The 19063-nt window shown below is 40.7% G+C and carries 15 protein-coding genes and 1 riboswitch; of the genes, 10 read left to right on the top strand and 5 right to left on the bottom strand.

Going from position 1 to position 19063, the window contains the following annotated elements; all coding sequences use genetic code 11:
* Window positions 1–91 precede the first annotated feature (91 nt).
* The 8 genes from FH971_RS02610 (at window position 92) to FH971_RS02575 (ending at window position 8790) form a co-directional block, all read left to right on the top strand.
* A complete protein-coding gene (locus FH971_RS02610; RefSeq protein WP_240778478.1) occupies window positions 92–856 on the top strand; it encodes an endonuclease in 765 nt (254 codons plus the stop codon).
* 50 nt (window positions 857–906) lie between these two features.
* Window positions 907–1647, top strand: a complete 741-nt coding sequence (gene rsmE / locus FH971_RS02605; RefSeq protein ID WP_140233242.1) for a 16S rRNA (uracil(1498)-N(3))-methyltransferase — start codon at window positions 907–909, stop codon at window positions 1645–1647.
* Between the two features lie 38 nt (window positions 1648–1685).
* Window positions 1686–2639: a glutathione synthase gene (gene gshB, locus FH971_RS02600; protein ID WP_140233241.1), complete on the top strand. Its 954-nt coding sequence runs from the start codon at window positions 1686–1688 to the stop codon at window positions 2637–2639.
* 83 nt (window positions 2640–2722) lie between these two features.
* Window positions 2723–4015, top strand: a complete 1293-nt coding sequence (locus FH971_RS02595; RefSeq protein WP_167496069.1) for an alkaline phosphatase — start codon at window positions 2723–2725, stop codon at window positions 4013–4015.
* A gap of 94 nt (window positions 4016–4109) precedes the next feature.
* On the top strand, window positions 4110–5147 hold the full coding sequence (locus FH971_RS02590; RefSeq protein ID WP_140233239.1) for a class I SAM-dependent methyltransferase: 1038 nt from the start codon (window positions 4110–4112) through the stop codon (window positions 5145–5147).
* Between the two features lie 191 nt (window positions 5148–5338).
* Complete coding sequence (locus FH971_RS02585) at window positions 5339–7006, top strand: DUF342 domain-containing protein (protein ID WP_140233238.1); 1668 nt, start codon at window positions 5339–5341, stop codon at window positions 7004–7006.
* Between the two features lie 38 nt (window positions 7007–7044).
* On the top strand, window positions 7045–7419 hold the full coding sequence (locus FH971_RS02580; protein ID WP_140233237.1) for a DUF4144 family protein: 375 nt from the start codon (window positions 7045–7047) through the stop codon (window positions 7417–7419).
* Window positions 7420–7647: 228 nt separating this feature from the next.
* Window positions 7648–8790 carry a site-2 protease family protein gene (locus FH971_RS02575; protein WP_140233236.1) on the top strand — a complete coding sequence of 381 codons (1143 nt, stop codon included), beginning with the start codon at window positions 7648–7650 and terminating at the stop codon, window positions 8788–8790.
* 72 nt (window positions 8791–8862) lie between these two features.
* Here the strand turns inward: FH971_RS02575 and FH971_RS02570 are convergent, their stop codons facing one another.
* The 3 genes from FH971_RS02570 to FH971_RS02560 form a co-directional block, all read right to left on the bottom strand.
* Complete coding sequence (locus FH971_RS02570; RefSeq protein WP_420853465.1) at window positions 8863–9981, bottom strand: succinylglutamate desuccinylase/aspartoacylase family protein; 1119 nt, start codon at window positions 9979–9981, stop codon at window positions 8863–8865.
* Window positions 9982–9985: 4 nt separating this feature from the next.
* Window positions 9986–11365 carry a lysine-sensitive aspartokinase 3 gene (gene lysC, locus FH971_RS02565; protein ID WP_140233235.1) on the bottom strand — a complete coding sequence of 460 codons (1380 nt, stop codon included), beginning with the start codon at window positions 11363–11365 and terminating at the stop codon, window positions 9986–9988.
* A gap of 134 nt (window positions 11366–11499) precedes the next feature.
* Window positions 11500–11674: riboswitch (Lysine riboswitch) on the bottom strand.
* 302 nt (window positions 11675–11976) lie between these two features.
* The gene (locus tag FH971_RS02560) at window positions 11977–12405 is read right to left on the bottom strand and encodes a DUF3293 domain-containing protein (RefSeq protein ID WP_140233234.1); all 429 of its coding nucleotides are present in this window, start codon (window positions 12403–12405) and stop codon (window positions 11977–11979) included.
* A 691-nt stretch (window positions 12406–13096) separates the two neighbouring features.
* Here FH971_RS02560 and arcA point away from each other — a divergent pair.
* Window positions 13097–13813, top strand: coding sequence for a two-component system response regulator ArcA (gene arcA, locus FH971_RS02555; protein ID WP_137223179.1), 717 nt, complete (start codon window positions 13097–13099; stop codon window positions 13811–13813).
* Between the two features lie 115 nt (window positions 13814–13928).
* Here arcA and FH971_RS02550 read toward each other — a convergent pair whose 3' ends face one another.
* Window positions 13929–16235 carry a S9 family peptidase gene (locus FH971_RS02550; RefSeq protein ID WP_140233233.1) on the bottom strand — a complete coding sequence of 769 codons (2307 nt, stop codon included), beginning with the start codon at window positions 16233–16235 and terminating at the stop codon, window positions 13929–13931.
* A 173-nt stretch (window positions 16236–16408) separates the two neighbouring features.
* Here FH971_RS02550 and FH971_RS02545 point away from each other — a divergent pair, with 173 nt between their 5' ends.
* A complete protein-coding gene (locus FH971_RS02545; RefSeq protein ID WP_140233232.1) occupies window positions 16409–17401 on the top strand; it encodes a class 1 fructose-bisphosphatase in 993 nt (330 codons plus the stop codon).
* Between the two features lie 126 nt (window positions 17402–17527).
* On the opposite strand, the gene FH971_RS02540 is transcribed toward FH971_RS02545, so the two are convergent.
* The gene (locus FH971_RS02540; RefSeq protein ID WP_140233231.1) at window positions 17528–18787 is read right to left on the bottom strand and encodes a dicarboxylate/amino acid:cation symporter; all 1260 of its coding nucleotides are present in this window, start codon (window positions 18785–18787) and stop codon (window positions 17528–17530) included.
* Window positions 18788–19063: the final 276 nt, after the last annotated feature.

The following is a 19063-nucleotide window of genomic DNA, read 5'->3' as shown; positions in this document are numbered from 1 at the left end:
CTTGCTCGGAATAATAAACGGTATCAATTGCGTCATCGCATCTGATGGCTTAACATCAGCCAAAATGACAGGCTAAGCCTGCGCTGTAATGATGTTTTTGTTAATTTTAGGGTTTATTTTGCGCTTATCATCCACACACTCTTGGTTATTTGGGGTGTCGCTTTTGTGCGGCATTTTTTCATCGACACTTTTCGCCGCAGAACATCCAAGTAGTTTTGGTAAAGCGAAAAAAGTGGCCAAAAAGATTTATCAACAACACTTGCCCCTTCGTACCTTTTATTGTGGCTGCAACATCGCCATAGCAGGAAAATTATGGCAAGCAGACCATGCTAGTTGTGGTTATAAAGTGAGAAAGCAAATCATTAGAGCTAACCGGATCGAATGGGAACATGTTGTCCCAGCTTGGGAATTAGGTCATCAACTACAATGTTGGCAAGACGGCGGCAGGAAAAATTGCAATAAAAACAACAAGAAGTTTAAGACAATGACGTCGGATTTACATAACCTTGTCCCTGCTGTTGGTGAAGTGAATGGAGATCGCAGCAACTATCGTTTTAGTGATTGGGGCGGACAAGCGGATCAATACGGGCAATGTGAAATGATTGTCGACTTTAAGGGCCGCAAAGTTCAGCCACCCGAACGAGCAAGGGGGCCTATTGCGCGGACTTACCTTTATATGCAACAAACCTATGGTTTGAAAATAAGTAATAGCCAACAAAAATTATTTAATGCATGGAACAAAATGCAGCCTGTTACCACCATAGAATGTCAACGTGATACCTTAATCGCCGCTAACCAAGGTAATCATAATGATTTTGTATTCAAACAATGCCAAAATAACGGCTTAGTTCGTTAATTGGCAATCAAGCTCCCCCTTGAACAATGGGTTAAATAAGGTCAACACTGATGAGAGTCCCACGTATTTTTCAGCCCCTAGACAATTTACAACAAGGGCAAACTCTTCAATTAGATGAGGATGGTGTCGCCCACATTGGCCGAGTGTTGCGAATGGGGATGGGTGACCAAATCAGCTTGTTTAACGGTGACGGCAACGATTACTTAGCTGAAATTATTGAAACCAGTAAGAAATCGATCGCTGTCACGGTCTTAAGTTGTGAAGCGAACAATAGCGAATCACCATTAGACCTGCATTTAGGTCAGGTGATTTCACGTGGTGACCGAATGGAGTTTACGGTTCAAAAGTCCGTAGAGCTTGGCGTAACCACTATTACACCGTTATTTTCTGATCGTTGTGGTGTAAAACTGAGTGGTGAGCGCTTAGACAAAAAGCTGCAACAATGGCAAAAAATTGTTATCAGTGCCTGTGAACAATCTGGCCGCAGTATTGTTCCGGTTGTTCGTCAGGCAATGACATTGGCACAATGGTGTGAAGAATCCACCGAAGCCCTAAAACTGAATTTGCACCCGAGAGCCTCACACGGTATTAATGGCTTGCAGTTATCCGGTCAATACCACAAAGTAAGATTATTAATTGGCCCAGAAGGCGGTTTGTCTGACGAAGAAATTACCATGACAGAAACCCAGCATTTTACCGATATTTTATTGGGACCAAGGGTACTACGAACAGAAACAGCGTCATTGACTGCCATTACCGCATTACAAGTTAAATTTGGTGATATTGGTTAAGCCGATATCTTCCCTGCACATTATTAAAGGATACACACATGATTAAGCTCGGTATTGTTATGGACCCGATTCGCGACATTAATATCAAAAAAGACTCGAGCTTTGCGATGTTATTGGACGCACAAGCTCGTGGCTACCAATTGTTTTATATGGAAATGCATGACCTTGCGATGGTCAACGGCAAAGCCATGGCCACTATGCGTGAACTAACGGTTAAACAAGACGCTAGCCAATGGTTTACCTTAGGCGAGTCCGTTGATACCCCTTTGGCCGAACTTGATGTGATTTTAATGCGTAAAGATCCGCCATTTGATACTGAATTTATCTACGCGACTTATATGCTTGAACGTGCGGAAGAAGAAGGTGTTTTGATTGTTAACAAGCCGCAAAGCTTACGTGATGCCAATGAAAAACTGTTTACGGCATGGTTTTCTGAATTTACGCCTGAAACCATTGTGACCCGTGATGCTAAGCGTATCAGAGCATTCCACCAGCTCAAGCAAGACATTATTTTAAAACCATTAGATGGCATGGGTGGCACGTCTATTTTTAGAGTAAAAAAAGATGATCCTAACCTTGGCGTGATTATTGAGACATTAACCAGTTATGGTCAACAATACGCAATGGCACAAGCTTTTATTCCTGAAATCACTCAAGGTGATAAGCGTATTTTAGTGATTGACGGTGAGCCAGTACCTTATGCATTAGCGCGCATCCCGATGAAAGGTGAAACCCGTGGTAATTTAGCGGCTGGCGGAAGTGGTGTTGCCCAACCATTATCGGAAAGTGATTGGAAAATTGCTCGTGCTATTGGTCCAGAATTGAAAAAACGTGGCCTTATTTTTGTCGGTTTAGACGTCATTGGCGATAAGTTAACTGAAATCAATGTGACTAGCCCAACCTGCATTAAAGAAATTGAAGCTGCGTTCGACGTTAGTATTACCGGCATGCTTATGGATGCCATAGAAGCTCGTATTAGTCAGCAAAAATAGGATTAATCATGCATTTTTTATCTACCTACCAACGCCTAATCAGTAGGCTATTGTTGGTATCTAGCTTGATCGTAACGGGTGTAATGGCTGATGAAGTGGTTATGTCTCCTGTTGTGGCTGACACAACAAGTAATAATGTGCCAACAACCGGCCCGTCTAGACCAACAAATATTATCATCATGATTGGTGATGGTATGGGACCGGCGTATACCACTGCTTATCGTTACTATAAAGATAATCCTGAAACAGAAGAGATTGAACAAACGGTATTTGATCGCTTACTCGTGGGTATGGCAAGTACTTACCCTGCGCCAGTCAGTGGTTATGTAACGGACTCAGCCGCATCTGCAACAGCATTGTCTACTGGGGTTAAAAGTTATAACGGTGCCATTGCCGTTGATACCGAAAAACGTCCATTAACCACCTTAATGGAAAAAGCCAAATCATTAGGTTTATCTACTGGCGTCGCGGTTACCTCACAAGTTAACCATGCTACACCTGCTGCATTTTTGGCTCATAATGAAAGCCGTCGTAATTATATTGATATTGCCGAGGCTTATTTAACAACCGATGCCGATGTAATTCTTGGTGGTGGTCAGCAATATTTCACTCCCACATTGCTTGAACAGTTCAGTACTAAAGGCTACCAAAACATCAGCGAATTCTCTGAGCTAGAATCAGTTACTACGCCAAAAGTATTGGGGCTTTTTGCTGATGTACAGCTACCTTGGGTCATTAACGACCAAGAAGCACATAAACTTAGTCATATGACCCAAAAGGCATTGGATTTACTGTCACAAAATAAACAAGGTTTTGTGTTATTGGTAGAAGGCAGCTTAATTGATTGGGCTGGCCACAGTAACGACATTGCGACCGCGATGGGTGAAATGGATGAGTTTGCATCCGCTATTGAAGTCGTTGAGCAATTTGTTCGCCAACGTAAAGATACTTTAATGGTTGTGACAGCAGATCATAATACCGGTGGCTTATCTGTTGGTGCACATGGGAAGTATGAATGGCATCCAGAAGTTTTGCATAAGGTCAAAGCGAGTCCAGATGTGATTGCTTCACAGGCGATTGCTGAAGACAATTGGCAGCCTTTAACTGCTTCACTCTTGGGTTTTACACCAAGCGAAACACAATACAGTCAATTGCAAACGGCACGCATGCAGGGAAACGAGCCATTGACTGTCGCATTGCGTAAATTAATTGATATAGAATCTAATACTGGTTGGACAAGTGGCGGCCATACCGCTATGGATGTGCAGGTATTTGCTGCGGGCCCTGGAGCAAGATTGTTTAGCGGCCATCAGGACAATATCGATATCGCAATTAAAATGTTTAGCCTATTACCGCAATCGGTACAAACACCTTAATGGCTGGCTAACTTAATCCCCCACCAGCTAATAAAGTGGGGATTAAGTTTGTATTGCCGAGTTTATCTTATCACTAGCATTATGAGCAACTTACGTGTTAACAAATCCTTCTCAAGCCTTAATAAGAAACAGCAATTACTTTGCTCAACATAATGTATTAGTGCTCAATTATGAAGCTGATACTTTTGCACATCAATGTCTTGAGTTTGCAGATAATGTCACTGCACTTGCGTTAGATTTTAATCACCACCTCACATTGTCACCCAATGCCAATGACAAATTACAATGCTATTTTGGTCATCAGCTGCCAGAGTCATTAGCAGAGACAAAATTTGATAGTGTCATTATTTACTTTCCGAAAGCTAAACCGTTAATGGGTTATTTGCTGCAACTTGCCGCGCAACATTTACGTATCGACGGTCAATTGATTATTGTTGGTGAAAATAAAGGTGGAGTTAAATCAATTGATAAACTCACACCTAATTATTATTCACCACCGATCAAGCAAGATAATGCCCGCCACTGCCTAGTTTATGTCTGTTATTTAACCCAAGCAGCACCTTCGCTATTAATCAGTGATTGGATAAGCCAATATGCACTCGATACCCCACAGGGAACACTGCAAATTTGTAATATGGTCGGTGTTTTTAGCGAGAAATGCCTTGATCATGGTACCGAATTATTGCTGTCACATTTGCCAGATAACTTACATGGTAGAGTACTCGACTTTGGCTGTGGTGCGGGGGTCATTACGGCCGCATTGCTAAAAGTAAATCCTACCTTAAACATGGAATGTATTGATATTAATGCAATGGCATTAATATCTTGCGAATTAACCCTTGCAGCCAACAATATGCACGCAAAAGTCTATCCATCAGATGGATTTAATCAAATTAGCGGTAAATTTGATGGCATTATTTCCAACCCACCATTTCATGATGGCTTAATAAGTACCACAGATATTGCGACACAATTTGTCCAACAAAGTGCGACTCATCTAACATCAAAAGGATTATGGCTAATTGTAGCCAATCGTCACCTCCCATATTCCGATACCATTGCCACTCATTTTGGCAAAGTGAATACACTAGCAGAAAACAACAAGTACAAATTGTATCAACATCAATGCTAATGGCTTACTTTTCGGTTCGAATAATCTAGTGAGACTTATCGCTCATAAAGCTAGGCTACAACTGGAAATACAGAGCGATATCAGTTAAATTGACTAAAGGCAAAATAACGCACATTTATGAGTTTATTTCATTGTTATTCTACTTGCTGGCCATAATCTAAAATAAAAATAAAAAAGAAACAAAGGATGTCATGTTAGAAGCCTCAGTCGCCACATTAAGTGCAGATAAGACAAAAGTGGAATTACGCATAATTCCCAATACACATGGTCCAGTGTCAGAAGACGATATTAACGCCTTACTCACACAACCTGCTTTTGCAACGCTATTTCCTATTGTTCCCGCTATTCATAAAGCCGTAGCAGAAATAAATGCTATTTGTGGGCAGAACCCTGGAGATCATGAACTGTTTTTTGCTATTGCTGAGCGTAAAGATGGCGTCGTAAGTATTAGTGTTAGTGACAATAAAATGCAAGCCAGCATGAAAATAACCTCAGCATGGGGCGGTAAAGAAATAACCCTCCCAGATGTACTAAATGCTCTAAAAAATCAAAAAATTAAAATGGGGTTAAGCAAACCCAAGATCATGGCATTAATGCAGCGCTTGTCGATATTACCACCTGGTGAAGTCTGTGAAGGTATTATCGCCTGCGGTAAAGTTGCGGTTAACGGTGAAAATGCCATCTTAGAGCGTAAAGTCGGTTTAGCTCGCGAACGCTTATTACAACCCCAAGAACGTGAAGATGGCTCAGTTGATATGCGTAATTTAGGCGCATTAATTACAGTTAAGCCTAATGATATATTAATGATTAAAATCCCAGCCACTATAGGCACTCCTGGTTTTAATGTTCATGGAGATGTACAGCAACAAACGCCAGGTAAAGATAAACCGATGGAACCAGGAACTGGCACCAGTTTTCATCCAAAAGATCCAAATAAACTTATTGCCACAGTATCTGGTCAGCCTGTTGAAAATAAGAAAGGTATGCAAGTTGACGATATGCTGCAAATAAAAGATGTTGACGTCCGTTTTGGCCACGTTAACTTTAAAGGCAGTATATTGATCACTGGTGATGTACATGAAGGCATGGAAGTTAAAGCCACTGGTGACGTAACCGTTATGGGCTTTGTTGAGTCAGCCACCATTGAAGCCCAAGGCGATGTCATTATTAGTAAAGGGGTAATTGGACGCTTAATTAAAGAACAAGAACTGAGCACCCACATAAAAGCAGATGGTCAGATTTGTGCTCAATTCGTACAGTATTCTAACTTAGACGCCCAAGGTAATATTTTGGTGACTAAGCAGTTATTACACAGTCATTCTACCGCTGGAGACAGCATTACCGTGAGTGACGAGCAAGGACGTCGTGGAGATTTAGTGGGCGGGATAGCCACGGCATCAAAAGGAATTAGAGCCATTACATTTGGCGCTACAGCTGGCACCAAAACAGAATTATTTTGCGCTATGCACCGGGGTGAATTAAAACAGCAACTAAAAGCCCTAGATGACAGCATCAAAGAAATAGTTGTCGCTGGCTTAGAGTTAGAAGCAAGGCTGCGAAAACTACCTCCCAAGACAGAGTGGCAAAATGATGCAGGAATGATAGAGCAAGTTAAAATGATGCTCGAGCAGAAAAAACAAATGGCCGAAGAACGCATTAAAGAAGAGCAAGAATACGCATTATTATTTAATGAATCTGAAGGTTACTTTGATAACTATTATATCAAAGCAGAGAAACACATTTTCATTAACGTAGAGTTACATGTTGGTAATGCATTTTATCGCGCTCAGCGTGAGCACAGCACATGTGTGGTTAAAAATGTTAATCAAGAAATTTCGTTTGATTACAGTAATCGCTAGCTGGTTTTGCACAAAATACATTGAGATACAGGTAAACTATGAAACACATTCATTGGCCGGCCATATTGCAGTTTGATCAAGATGATGAGCTAATGTATTTACCCAACTATCAAGACTGGTTAAGCTTTATTTGCGCTAATCAATACACGGTTTGCACACAAGATAAACTTATCGATAGTACTGGTCACGTTTATCACATCCAAAAGCATCCGCCATTAGATCCATCAATTGATGCCAATGTGACAGAATTACCTCAGTTAATAAAACTTGATCAAAATATGAATGTATTACAAATGTTGCCGATTGTACGTCAATTCGGTCAATTTCAAGGGCATTGTTGTAGTGCAAAAATTATCTTTACTACCATAGAGCAAGGTATCGCAACCGTTGCAGAGCTAGAACAACTGTATTAAAAAATGATTTTAAAATATTAAAATGTAGATAACAAACATATACCCAGCGTGTTAACCATTACCAACCTCAATTAAGCAACTCATTATTCATTTATAATGATTTAATTCATGTTAATGCCACAGATTAACGTCAAAATTTATGAATATAATTGTTGAACCCATTGAGCAACATACGTTGCTCTGGCAAAATGCCCCAAGCTCACCGTCCATAAATCCTGAGAATCCTTAATGGAACTACTAAATATTGAATGTCTTGGTAAACGATTACGCCTAGAAGGCTCTATTGCCGGTTGGCAACAACTTTATTGGGACAATCAACTTGTATCGCAAAAATCTGCTAATGCCAGTGCTCAAGCGTTTTACATTCACTCGTTTGAACTCGCTCTACAATCAACGGCACCACTGAGTGAAACCAATAGCGATGGTGGATCGACTATTGTTGATTCATCCAGTAAAGCAATTCCGATCCGCTTAGAAGTTGATGTTAATTGGCAACCGTTTCAACTCGATTATTGTTTGTTGGTAGAAGATGAACAAGTCGCCCAAGGTCAGCGAACCGTCAGCGACATAGAAAAGCAAACACCGGAAGTGCCAATAGTAAAAAACCAAAAGATAAGTGTTATTGGTCTAGCATCGCTAGGATTTAAACTCCTTAAAAGCGCGAAAGTGGTAAAAGTACTATTTGCTGCTGCGAGCGTTGCTGCCTATTCGTGGTTATTTTCATTCCAGTTTGCTATGGCGTTAATTGGTTGCTTAGTATTTCATGAATATGGTCATATTAGAGCAATGAAACATTTTGGCATGAAAACCAAAGGGATTTATTTGATCCCATTTGTTGGCGGCTTAGCCTTAAGCGATGAACGCATCAATACCCGCTGGCAAGATGTGTATATATCCATTATGGGACCCACATTCGGCCTGATTTTATCGGTCATCTTTTTAGGACTTTATTGGATAACAGGAAATATATTTTTTGCTGGTTTGGCCAGCTTTAATGCACTGCTAAATCTATTTAATTTATTGCCTATCTTACCTCTTGATGGTGGTCATATTTTAAAAAGTATTAGTTTTTCAATGAACAGCCTTATTGGTCTTATTGCTTGCATAGCAGGTGCGGCTATCGGTGTGTTGATAAGCTATAGCTTAGGTCTTGCTCTACTTGGCTTTTTATTGCTTATTGGCAGTCTTGAGATTGTATTTGAGTGGCGTGGGCGGCATCAAAGTAATTTGCTACCACTGGATCGATACGGCCAAATATTTTCAACCGTGTGGTATCTGCTAACAGTAGCAAGCTTAGTCGGTATTATTTGGTACTTTGCCGGATCCGGTGATGAGATGTTAACCATTCCATTGCAAATTTTAGGCAGTTAATTGCAATTTACGCATCTACAAAAACGCCTGCAATTGCAGGCGTTTTTGTTTTTACTTATCTAAAGCGGTTAATCAACTAGACTGTAAAGAAAACACATTAGTCATCACCTTATACAACTCTGTACCTTGATGCACCGATGCAGAAGCAAAGTGTAAAATAGGCAAACAATCCATAGGTAAACTAATGGCTTGGTATGCCTGTTCAGTACCATACAAATCAATACGCAAAATGTTCACTAAAGGTTTGCCAGCTTTTAATGGTTCTCCAACACTCGCACAATATTCAATTAAGCCAGCTTTAGGTGCATGAAACTTCTTATAATCCTTCAAGTAACAGCCAAACCTTTCCATACTGGCTGGATTCACTTTTTCAGCAATAACACCACGATGGCTTAAATAAGCCAATATGCCTTTGGCATCCTCTAACGCGTCAGCCAAATCAATTCGTTCTTGGCTGGCAAGTTCTAAGGTAAACGCTGATACAGGTACCAAAAACTCACGGCCCTGGCCCGTTGCATATTCAGTTAACTGCCACCAAGGGCAAAATATCGCTTCGTCCATAGCACCGCCAAAACTATTGGGGATAACCAAGGTATACGGAATTGAGAAAAGCCTAGCAGCATCAATATCATATTCAGGGCAGTATAAATGTTTGCAAGATTTAGGACCGGTATGGAGGTCAAGTACGATATCAGCTTGGTGCGCCATACTCTGTAAATTCACCGCTAATCGATGACCGGTTGTTATTCCAAAAGGATTAGTCAACCGCGCCTGACAAGCCTCAATCAACATCAAACGATATGCCTGAAACAACTCATCATTGGTTAAATGTTGGTGCTCTGTATACCAAGCTTTAACATCAACTTGGTGATCAAAATACTCTCGGTTCCAATTCACACCTGTAATAGGATCAAATCGTCCTAAGGTAAACTCACCACTCTTTTGATTAATCCCCAACGGATTGGCCAACGGTGCAAGAACAATGTCACCTAATACTTGATAACTTTCTAACAAAGTCATCAGTTGATAAATCACTGCATTTCCTTGCACTTCAGCACCATGGACATTGGCCTGAATATAAACACTTGGGGCTGAAGACTCGCTTCCAGAGAATGTATATAACGGAACCGTCAACGCTTGCCCTGTTGCCAGCTCTCCAACCCGTAGTGACGATTGTGTTACTTTAATCATATGATTACTCAAACAAGTTTTGGTGCAAGGCATTAACCACTTGCGCAGCTTCGGACTCAGCCACCAATACACATAAATTATGTGGGCTGGCGCCTTGGCAAATCATCCGCACATTATGGTTTTCAAGTACGTTAAACACCCTGCTACAAATGCCAGCCGTGGATGCGATACGATTACCAATAATAGCAATTAGGGCTAAATTCTCTTCGACTCTGACCCGACAATGCTGCGATAATTCTTGTAACAAGGACTCACTCAATAAACCCTGACCACTTGAATCAGAGCCAGTTTTATCTAAGGTAAGTGATACGTTAACTTCCGAGGTAGTGATTAAATCGACTGATATTTTGTGTCGCGCTAAGGTCGCGAATGTTTCAGCCAAAAAGCCCTGAGCATGTAGCATTTGCAAACTATGTAAATTAAGTAAAGTTTGATCACGGCGCAATGCCACCGCTCTAAATACTGGGGTATCTTCAACTTGATGACGGATCCAAGTACCGCCCATTTCAGGTGCTTTACTTGAACCTACAAACACCTGAATTTTTTGTCTTACTGCCGGTAAAATGGTCGCGGGATGCAATACTTTAGCGCCAAAGGTAGCCATCTCAGCAGCTTCATTAAAGCTGATTTCAGCAATCGGGCGGGCATTAGGGGCAAGTCGTGGATCCGTGGTATAAATACCTGCAACATCGGTCCAAATTTCAACTGCAGTAGCCCGAAGAGCTTCAGCAAGTAAAGCAGCTGAATAATCACTACCACCACGGCCTAATGTCGTCGTCAATCCCTCTTCATCGGCACCAACAAAACCCTGAGTGACGATGACATAATGCGAAAGTAATGGCTGTAAAAATTCGTGAGTAAGTGTGGCTATCACTTCAATCTGTGGTTCAGCACGACCAAAGTGGCTATCGGTACGCAATACTTGGCGAACATCAAAATGATCTGACGCAGTACCTTTTTCGCGAATAACAGCAGAAAATAAAATCGATGAACATTGCTCCCCGGTAGACAACAATTCGTCCATAACCGCTTTACTGCGATTCAGTTCTAACGATTCACTGAGTACCGACATCTGGCTCAGTATGTTATCAATAATGGCAGCCACATCCTGTGGACGACCTAGTTCATCTAATATTGCATATTGAATTTGTGCGATTTGCTTAAGTAGAACTAAGCGGCGCTCGTCATTAACGTTAGCTTGGGTCAATTCAACCAATAAATTGGTGACACCACTAGAAGCGCTAACTACCACAAGACGGGTGGCTTGATTAGACAACACAATATCTGCACAACGGCTCATAGAGGCATAATCAGCAACTGACGTGCCGCCAAATTTAGCAACGACTAATTCAGGAGTGTCAATTTCAGATTGAAGAAGGCTCATACTGATACCTCCGCAGTGTGCGAAAGGCTAAAAAATAAGATGTGATTTACTAACATGATATACGCTCCGAACATACTACGTTCGAAGAGCCTGGTGCTAAGATAACGCACCCTTATAGAAGGGAAACAGCAATCATCACCAGAAGCTCTCCACCAAAAAAATAGGTGACAATCGTTAGGATTCAGCCTATACGACCGATATCAGTGTTTACCAAACAAACCGATACCTCGGCGTTAATCTCCATCATAAGTTGTCATCGGACTGGCATCCTCTCACTTACTACCTAGCTAACGCTCCTCTTCTGTTCCTCCCGAAGGAGGGAGTTGAAAATAGCAACAAATGCACTAACAAGTCAATCAACAAACGCAGTAAAAGAATACTAGTTTACTTTTATTCACCTTCTAATACGGCATTCATACCTACAATGTTTAACCCTTTATTGAGGATGTAGCATTGTTCGTAATAAAGAAAAAACCACCTAATCAATCGTAAAAAACTTAAAAACAACAAAATACCAATACAATATTACGTGTAACCAACCAAATAATGAGACAATAAGGGTAATTGAACAAATCATCCCTTAAACTAACCCTATAACGGTATTATGAACACTAAGTATCTGGGAATTCACTGACTAAACGTAAGCGATGGTTAAATGCCCCCATATCCACTTCCTCTTTAATCGAATCAACACAAGCAACTAAAGACAGCAAGCCTTTGTTGACATAATAAATAGCATGTTGATTAAACTCACGGCCCAGCTCAAGCGCTTGTTCTTTATCAATAAAAATCGCCCAGCTCTTTTCCATATGCGACAAGTCTGGAGCTGCTCCAATTAGGGATCGGTAAAGGCATTTATATTGTTGGATTTTAGATTGAAGCTGACGATCGAGTAAACGATTCTGACTGGGAGAAAGTAATAAACCGTGAGGATTATGGGCGGTAACAATAGCAAACGGGAGATCATGAGAAAGGCGTTGAGTAAGTAAAAAATGACTACTTTGGTACTCATTCCACAATGCATCGATAACATTTTTCATAATAAAATTTCGTCAATTAGGCCGAAAACAGTTTAACAGAAGGTAATAAAATCTCAAAGGCTTGTGATATCAGTCACAAGTATTGAACTTAAAATAGTATGATTATTAGCTACTTAACTGTATTAATCTTTCATATACTCGACAATTATATTAATTATTTAACATTTAATTTGTTAACAAATGCCTAAAACGAGTACAATAAACATCACTTACTATTAAATCACTATGACTAAGTCAATAACATTGATAGTAAAAAGGCAGCAGACAGCGTTTTATGGAGACTGTAGTAAAGTTTCATAGAAGTGTAGTATTTCACATTTGTATACGCTTAATTTACACCTGAACGATTTATGTTCTACATTTGATAAACATGAATAAGGTTAAATAAGTTTGTAACAAATGGAACTATCTTCTTAAATCGTATTCATAGTAGTTAGCCTGGTGGCAAAAAATTTAACTCATTAGGCATTAACGCGCATATTGCATTGGCGTAATGAGACTTAATCGACGCGAGACAACTCAGTAACCCACATTTTGCGTTACAGCATACGAGTTTATAAGAGTGTTTAATTCAGGGCAGACATAGATAAACACCAAAAAATACTGGAATATTCGCGTAAAAATAATGCGCTATTACAACTTACTAGCAACGAATCGCTAGAATCAAATTTTATAAAATTAGGTATATATCATGCAAAATCCGCATATTTTAATTGTTGAAGATGAAGCAGTAACTCGTAATACATTACGCAGTATTTTTGAAGCTGAAGGCTATGTTGTCACCGAAGCTAACGACGGTGCAGAAATGCATAAAGCCATGCAAGACAATAAGATTAACCTTGTTGTAATGGATATTAACTTGCCAGGTAAAAACGGTTTATTATTAGCACGTGAACTTCGTGAAATTAATAACATCGGACTTATTTTCTTAACGGGTCGTGACAACGAAGTTGATAAAATCCTAGGCCTTGAAATTGGTGCTGATGACTACATCACTAAGCCATTCAACCCTCGTGAATTAACCATCCGAGCTCGTAACTTATTAACTCGCGTGAATAATGCTGCTGCAGAAACTGAAGAAAAAGGTTCTGTTGAGTTTTATCGTTTTAACGGCTGGAGCTTAGAAATCAACAGTCGTTCTTTGGTTAACCCACTAGGTGAGTCTTATAAGCTACCACGCAGTGAATTCCGTGCGATGCTTCACTTTGTAGAAAACCCAGGCAAGATTTTAACTCGTGCTGATTTATTATTAAAAATGACTGGCCGTGAATTAAAGCCTCATGACCGTACTGTTGACGTAACTATCCGTCGTATCCGTAAGCATTTTGAAAGCTTGCCAGATACGCCAGAAATCATCGCGACTATCCACGGCGAAGGCTATCGTTTTTGTGGTGACTTAGAAGCGTAATCTTCTAACGTTAATCGCAATAAAAAAACCAGGTTAATCACCTGGTTTTTTATTGTCTTTTTCTTTAACGAAGAAATCTAACTAAGATATCTAATTCTGAAATCTTACTAAGCGATTATTTTAGCTGTTGGTCTAAAAATGCTGCCAATGTTTTATATAAATGATTGCGCACTTTCTCGCCACGCATTGAATGCTTAGATCCTGGATAATCCATCATTTGAAATAATTTCCCCTCATCTTGAAGTGCTTTATATACACGAGTGCTATTTTCAAACAATACGTTATCATCCGCCATACCGTGATACATCAATAAGCCTGACTGATAATTTTTCACATAAGGTAGAATGCTGCTGGCATCATAACCTTTTTTATTGGTTTCAGGGTTGCCCATATAACGTTCAGTATAATGAGTATCATATAAACGCCAATCAGTAACTGGTGCACCTGATATTGCCGCTTTAAAATAATCAGGAGCTTTAAACTGGCTCATCAACGCCATGTAACCGCCATAACTGTGGCCATAAATAGCGATGTTGTCACCATCAATAAATGGCAAACTACGCAAGTAATCAACACCTACTTTTTGATCGTTGACCTCAGCATCACCCATGTTCTGATAAATCACATGTTCAAATTGAGTACCACGATGGGCCGAACCACGGTTGTCTAACTGGAATACAGCATAGCCTTGCTGCAATAAATACTGAGTAAAATAATCTGACTCGCTCCAACTATTGACCACTAATTGTGCATGAGGCCCGCCGTATACACGCACCACTACCGGATATTGTTTAGCTGCATCAAAAGGAATCGGTTTAAACAAACGATACATTAAAGGCTGGCCATCTTCAGCGCTTAATTGACCAAACTCTGGCATCTGCCATAAACCAGCAAGGTCATATAACGGATGTTCCGCATTAATTTCATTCTGCTCAACCCACGCCAATAATTGACCACTTTCATTGTGTAAACTGATTTGTGGTGGCTGTTGTAAACTACTAAAGTAGTCCAAATAAACTGGCTTTTTATCAGCAAAAACAGCTTCATGCATACCTGATTCTTGACTAATTCGCTCAATGGAGTCCTTGCCTTTATTAAGATTGACTCGATACAAATGACGCTCAACCACACTGTCTTTACGACCACTAAAGTACACCCAGCCTGTCGCTTCATCGACAAATTCAAGCGCGTCAACCGCCCAATCACCTTGGGTTAATTGTTTAAGCTGCTTTCCTTGTAAATCAAATAAATATAAATGATTAAAGCCGTCACGTTCAGAGCCCCAAATAAAGGCCGCTTGTTGCTTTAGGAAGTGCAAATCTTTGTTTAAGTTAACCCAAGCGTTACTGCGTTCTTCAATCACGGTTTCTGCTTGCTTCGGGTTGGCTATAGAAGCGATGCGTAAATCCAGTGTTTGCTGATCGCGGCTTTGCCATTGAAATGACACATGTTGGCTGTCTGGTAACCAATCAACACGTGGTAAATACATATCTTTTTGTTTGCCTAAATCAATCCAGTTTATATCGCGACTTTTTAAGCTCACCACTCCTAACGCTATCTCAACATTGGCCTTACCTGCATAAGGATAACGCTGCTCGGTTAATTTAATGCCTTCGGCATAAATTTCATTGCGTGTCACTAACTCAACACCCGTTTCATCAATACGCGTAAAAGCAATGACCGACTCATCTGGCGCCCACCAATAACCAGTCATACGATCCATTTCTTCTTGGGCGACAAACTCAGCCATGGCATTTTTAATTGGCCCTTTACCGTCAGTAGTTAGGGCGGTAACGAGTTTAGTTTCAAGCGACAATACATATAAATTTTGATCGCGCACAAATGATACAAAGTGACCTTTTGGAGACAAACGCGCATCGGTGGCAAAACCGTCTCCTGTTGCTAGCTCTGCGACCTCATTATTAGTAACATCATATAAATACAGTTTACCCGCAGCAGGAATTAAAATACTGGCGCTGTCTTCAGACCAAAAATATTCCATGATCCCTTGACCGTAAATACGTTGGCGTTCGCGGCGGGCTTTCTCTTCATCAGACAGCTCCCCACCTTCTAATTGATCTGCATTAATCAACATGCTGCGCTTGCCTGTGGCGATATCCATTTGCCATAAATCATAAAAATGTTGGTTATCTGATCGGCTCGATAAATAGGTCACCCTCTTTCCGTCTGGTGACAATGCCAACCCACGAGGACTTGAACCCGCTAATGCTGGCGATGCGTGAATGCGCTCAATACTCAAAGGCATAGTATTACCTTTGATCGCGGTCAGTGTTGCGGTGGTCGAAGAGTTCATGATGCTGCCTGTATGGGTTGTTGCTGTTGCCGAAAAAGTCGAGCTGGTAAAAAGAAGTGGAACGGCAGACAATGCCGCCAAAGCATGATGCTTCCATGTTGTTGTCATTATTATTAATCCTTGGGCAATTCAATCCGCCCACATTTTGCCTTAATTTGTAGCAAAACCAAAACCCAAGATAACAATCGCTGAAATTAGCTTCATTGTGGGGTATGATTTATACATAAGAATTAATGACATCGACCTTAACCTCAACCTCGCAAAATCTCATAGGAAAAATCATGCAGACTTTGGCACAAACCCTTAGCGCACAAGCCGTAAATGCGTCTTTAACAACATTACTGTTAACCTTAGCTGACACATCAAAAGCCATTAGCGGCGCCGTTCGTCACGGTGCATTAGCAGGTGTTTTAGGTGCGACTGAACATGAAAATGTGCAAGGCGAAACCCAGAAAAAACTGGATGTGATCACCAATGACATGCTTAAAGATGCGCTTAAAGCCGACGGCCATGTCCGAGGTTTAGCATCAGAAGAAGAAGATTACGTGGTTGAAGTGAATGCCCAAGGTGAGTACCTAGTGTGCTTTGATCCTTTAGATGGTTCTTCAAACATTGATATTAACTCTTTAGTTGGCACTATTTTTTCTGTGTTACCAGCTCCTGCAGGTGAGTTAAACGAGCAAAGCTTTTTACAAGCAGGCCGCAAACAAGTCGCGGCCGGTTATGTACTGTATGGCCCATCAACCATGATGGCGTTAACCACAGGCAAAGGCACTCAGTTTTATACCCTGGATCCAGACAGCCAAGAGTTTTTACTGACCGACGATAACGTTCAGATCACTCCAGACACAGCAGAATTTGCTATCAACATGTCAAACCAGCGCTTTTGGGAAGCACCAATGCAAACTTACATTGGTGATTTGCTACTCGGTGACATCGGTCCACGCGAGCAATCATTTAATATGCGCTGGATTGCTGCAATGGTGGGCGATGTGCATCGTGTATTATGTCGCGGTGGTATTTTTACTTATCCAACAGATAATAAAAATCCAAACAAACCATTCAAATTGCGCCTGATGTACGAAGCAAACCCAATGGCATTACTCGTTGAGCAAGCGGGCGGTAAAGCCTCTACAGGTTATGAAACAATATTAGATATTCAGCCAACAGCAATCCACCAGCGTGTGGCAGTGATTTTAGGCAGTACTAATGAAGTTGACACCTGCTTGAGCTATCACGGTATTGATTACAGCGAAGAGCCATCAATTGACTAACAGGCCTCTGTTAAGGGTAACAACGCTTGTCAAACAATCTACATATACACTTTAGCCCTTAACGTAAAAAGCAGTTCAATGGCCATCATTGAACTGCTTTTCATCACCATAGATTACATCATCATACTATTCATTATCAGTAACAGATTTTTTATTGTTTAATTGATGTGCTTGTTCCGTTTGATCGACAATGGTTAATACCGCGGTGTCACCCACTACGTTACATGACGTTAATACCATATCGATAATACGGTCTAATGCAGCAACAATAACAAACGCCTCGACAGGTAATCCTAATTGATAAATCAATACGCCAATCATCACCATTCCACCGCCAGGTACACCACCTGCGCCCACTGACAGTAAAAACACACTGAATAATAACGATGGGATTTGATCATTGCTGATTGGCATACCAAAGGCGTTGGCAACAAAGAAAATAGCGATAGTAATATAAATCGATACTCCGCCCATATTCATGGTCGCGCCTAGTGGCACACCAAAACCGGCAACCGCTTTACTCACACCAAGCTTGTCGGTTAATGTGCGCATTGTGACTGGGATGGTGGCATTAGAACTGGCTGTTGATAGCGAGAATAAAATTTGCTCTTGGGTTTTGTCGCGAAAGGTTTTCGCTGAAATGGGGGTAAATAAGCTGACAGAATATGGGTATACGATAAAAATCCAAATTAACAATAATGCCAAAATAAGCACTAAATATTCAACCACACTAACAAAAATCTCAGGCTCTAAGGTTGCACCTAGTTTAAACATTAATGCAAACACACCGTAAGGCGCTAGGCTCATAACCACTGAAATTAAACGCATCATGATTTTATTGGCTGTTTGAAAACCTTTAACTGCACCTTCAACCGAGGCACCCATTGATTTCATTACCCCGCCCATTAGCAGCGCCATAAAAATCACTTGTAACATATTGCCAGAGGTAAAAGCGGAAAATGGATTATTGGGCACAATGCTAACAATTAACGACATTAAGTCGGGTAATTCTGTGGCGGTAATATCCAGTGAACCACTGCTCGACATATCCACGCCTTTACCAGGCTCAAACACCATTGCAACAGCAAAGGCTGCTGTGATCGCCACCATGGTATTAATAATATAAAAGCCAAAAGTTTTACCGCCTAAACGACCAAAGCTTTTTAAATCTTGTAACTCACACACACCACAAACAATGCTGACGAACACCAAAGGTACTACAAGCATCATGATCATATTAACAAACATGGTGCCAATGCCACTTGCAAAGGTCACTAATGTTCCGCCAAAAAAGGCATTGTCGGCGAGTGCAAACTGGACAAGACTGCCCAGTAGAACGCCCAAAAATAGACCGATAAAGATCCGTGCTGAAAGTGATTTTGTCATGTACTAATTTCCCATTCGAAATGGCAACTTCTGTTGCTGATTATTGTTATACCAATCCTGGTGTTTATACTTTTCGATCGTTGAAATACTGAGACATAGCGCAACATATTTCAATCATCTTATTAACAAAAATGGTTACTAAATAATCGCTTAGTTTTTAGTGAATATAAAAACAATATATAACAAAAGGTTAAACCGTTTTTTAATTCTTAAGATTGGAATTGTTTGGTCAATAGAGTGACTCAAAATGCATGCAACGGAATTAGGTGGCGAGTA

Origin of the sequence: Shewanella polaris, from assembly GCF_006385555.1 — a bacterium.
Taxonomy (GTDB): Bacteria; Pseudomonadota; Gammaproteobacteria; order Enterobacterales; family Shewanellaceae; genus Shewanella; species Shewanella polaris.
The sequence above is the reverse complement of the archived record's forward strand: the minus strand, read 5'-3'. Positions and strand labels throughout refer to the sequence as shown.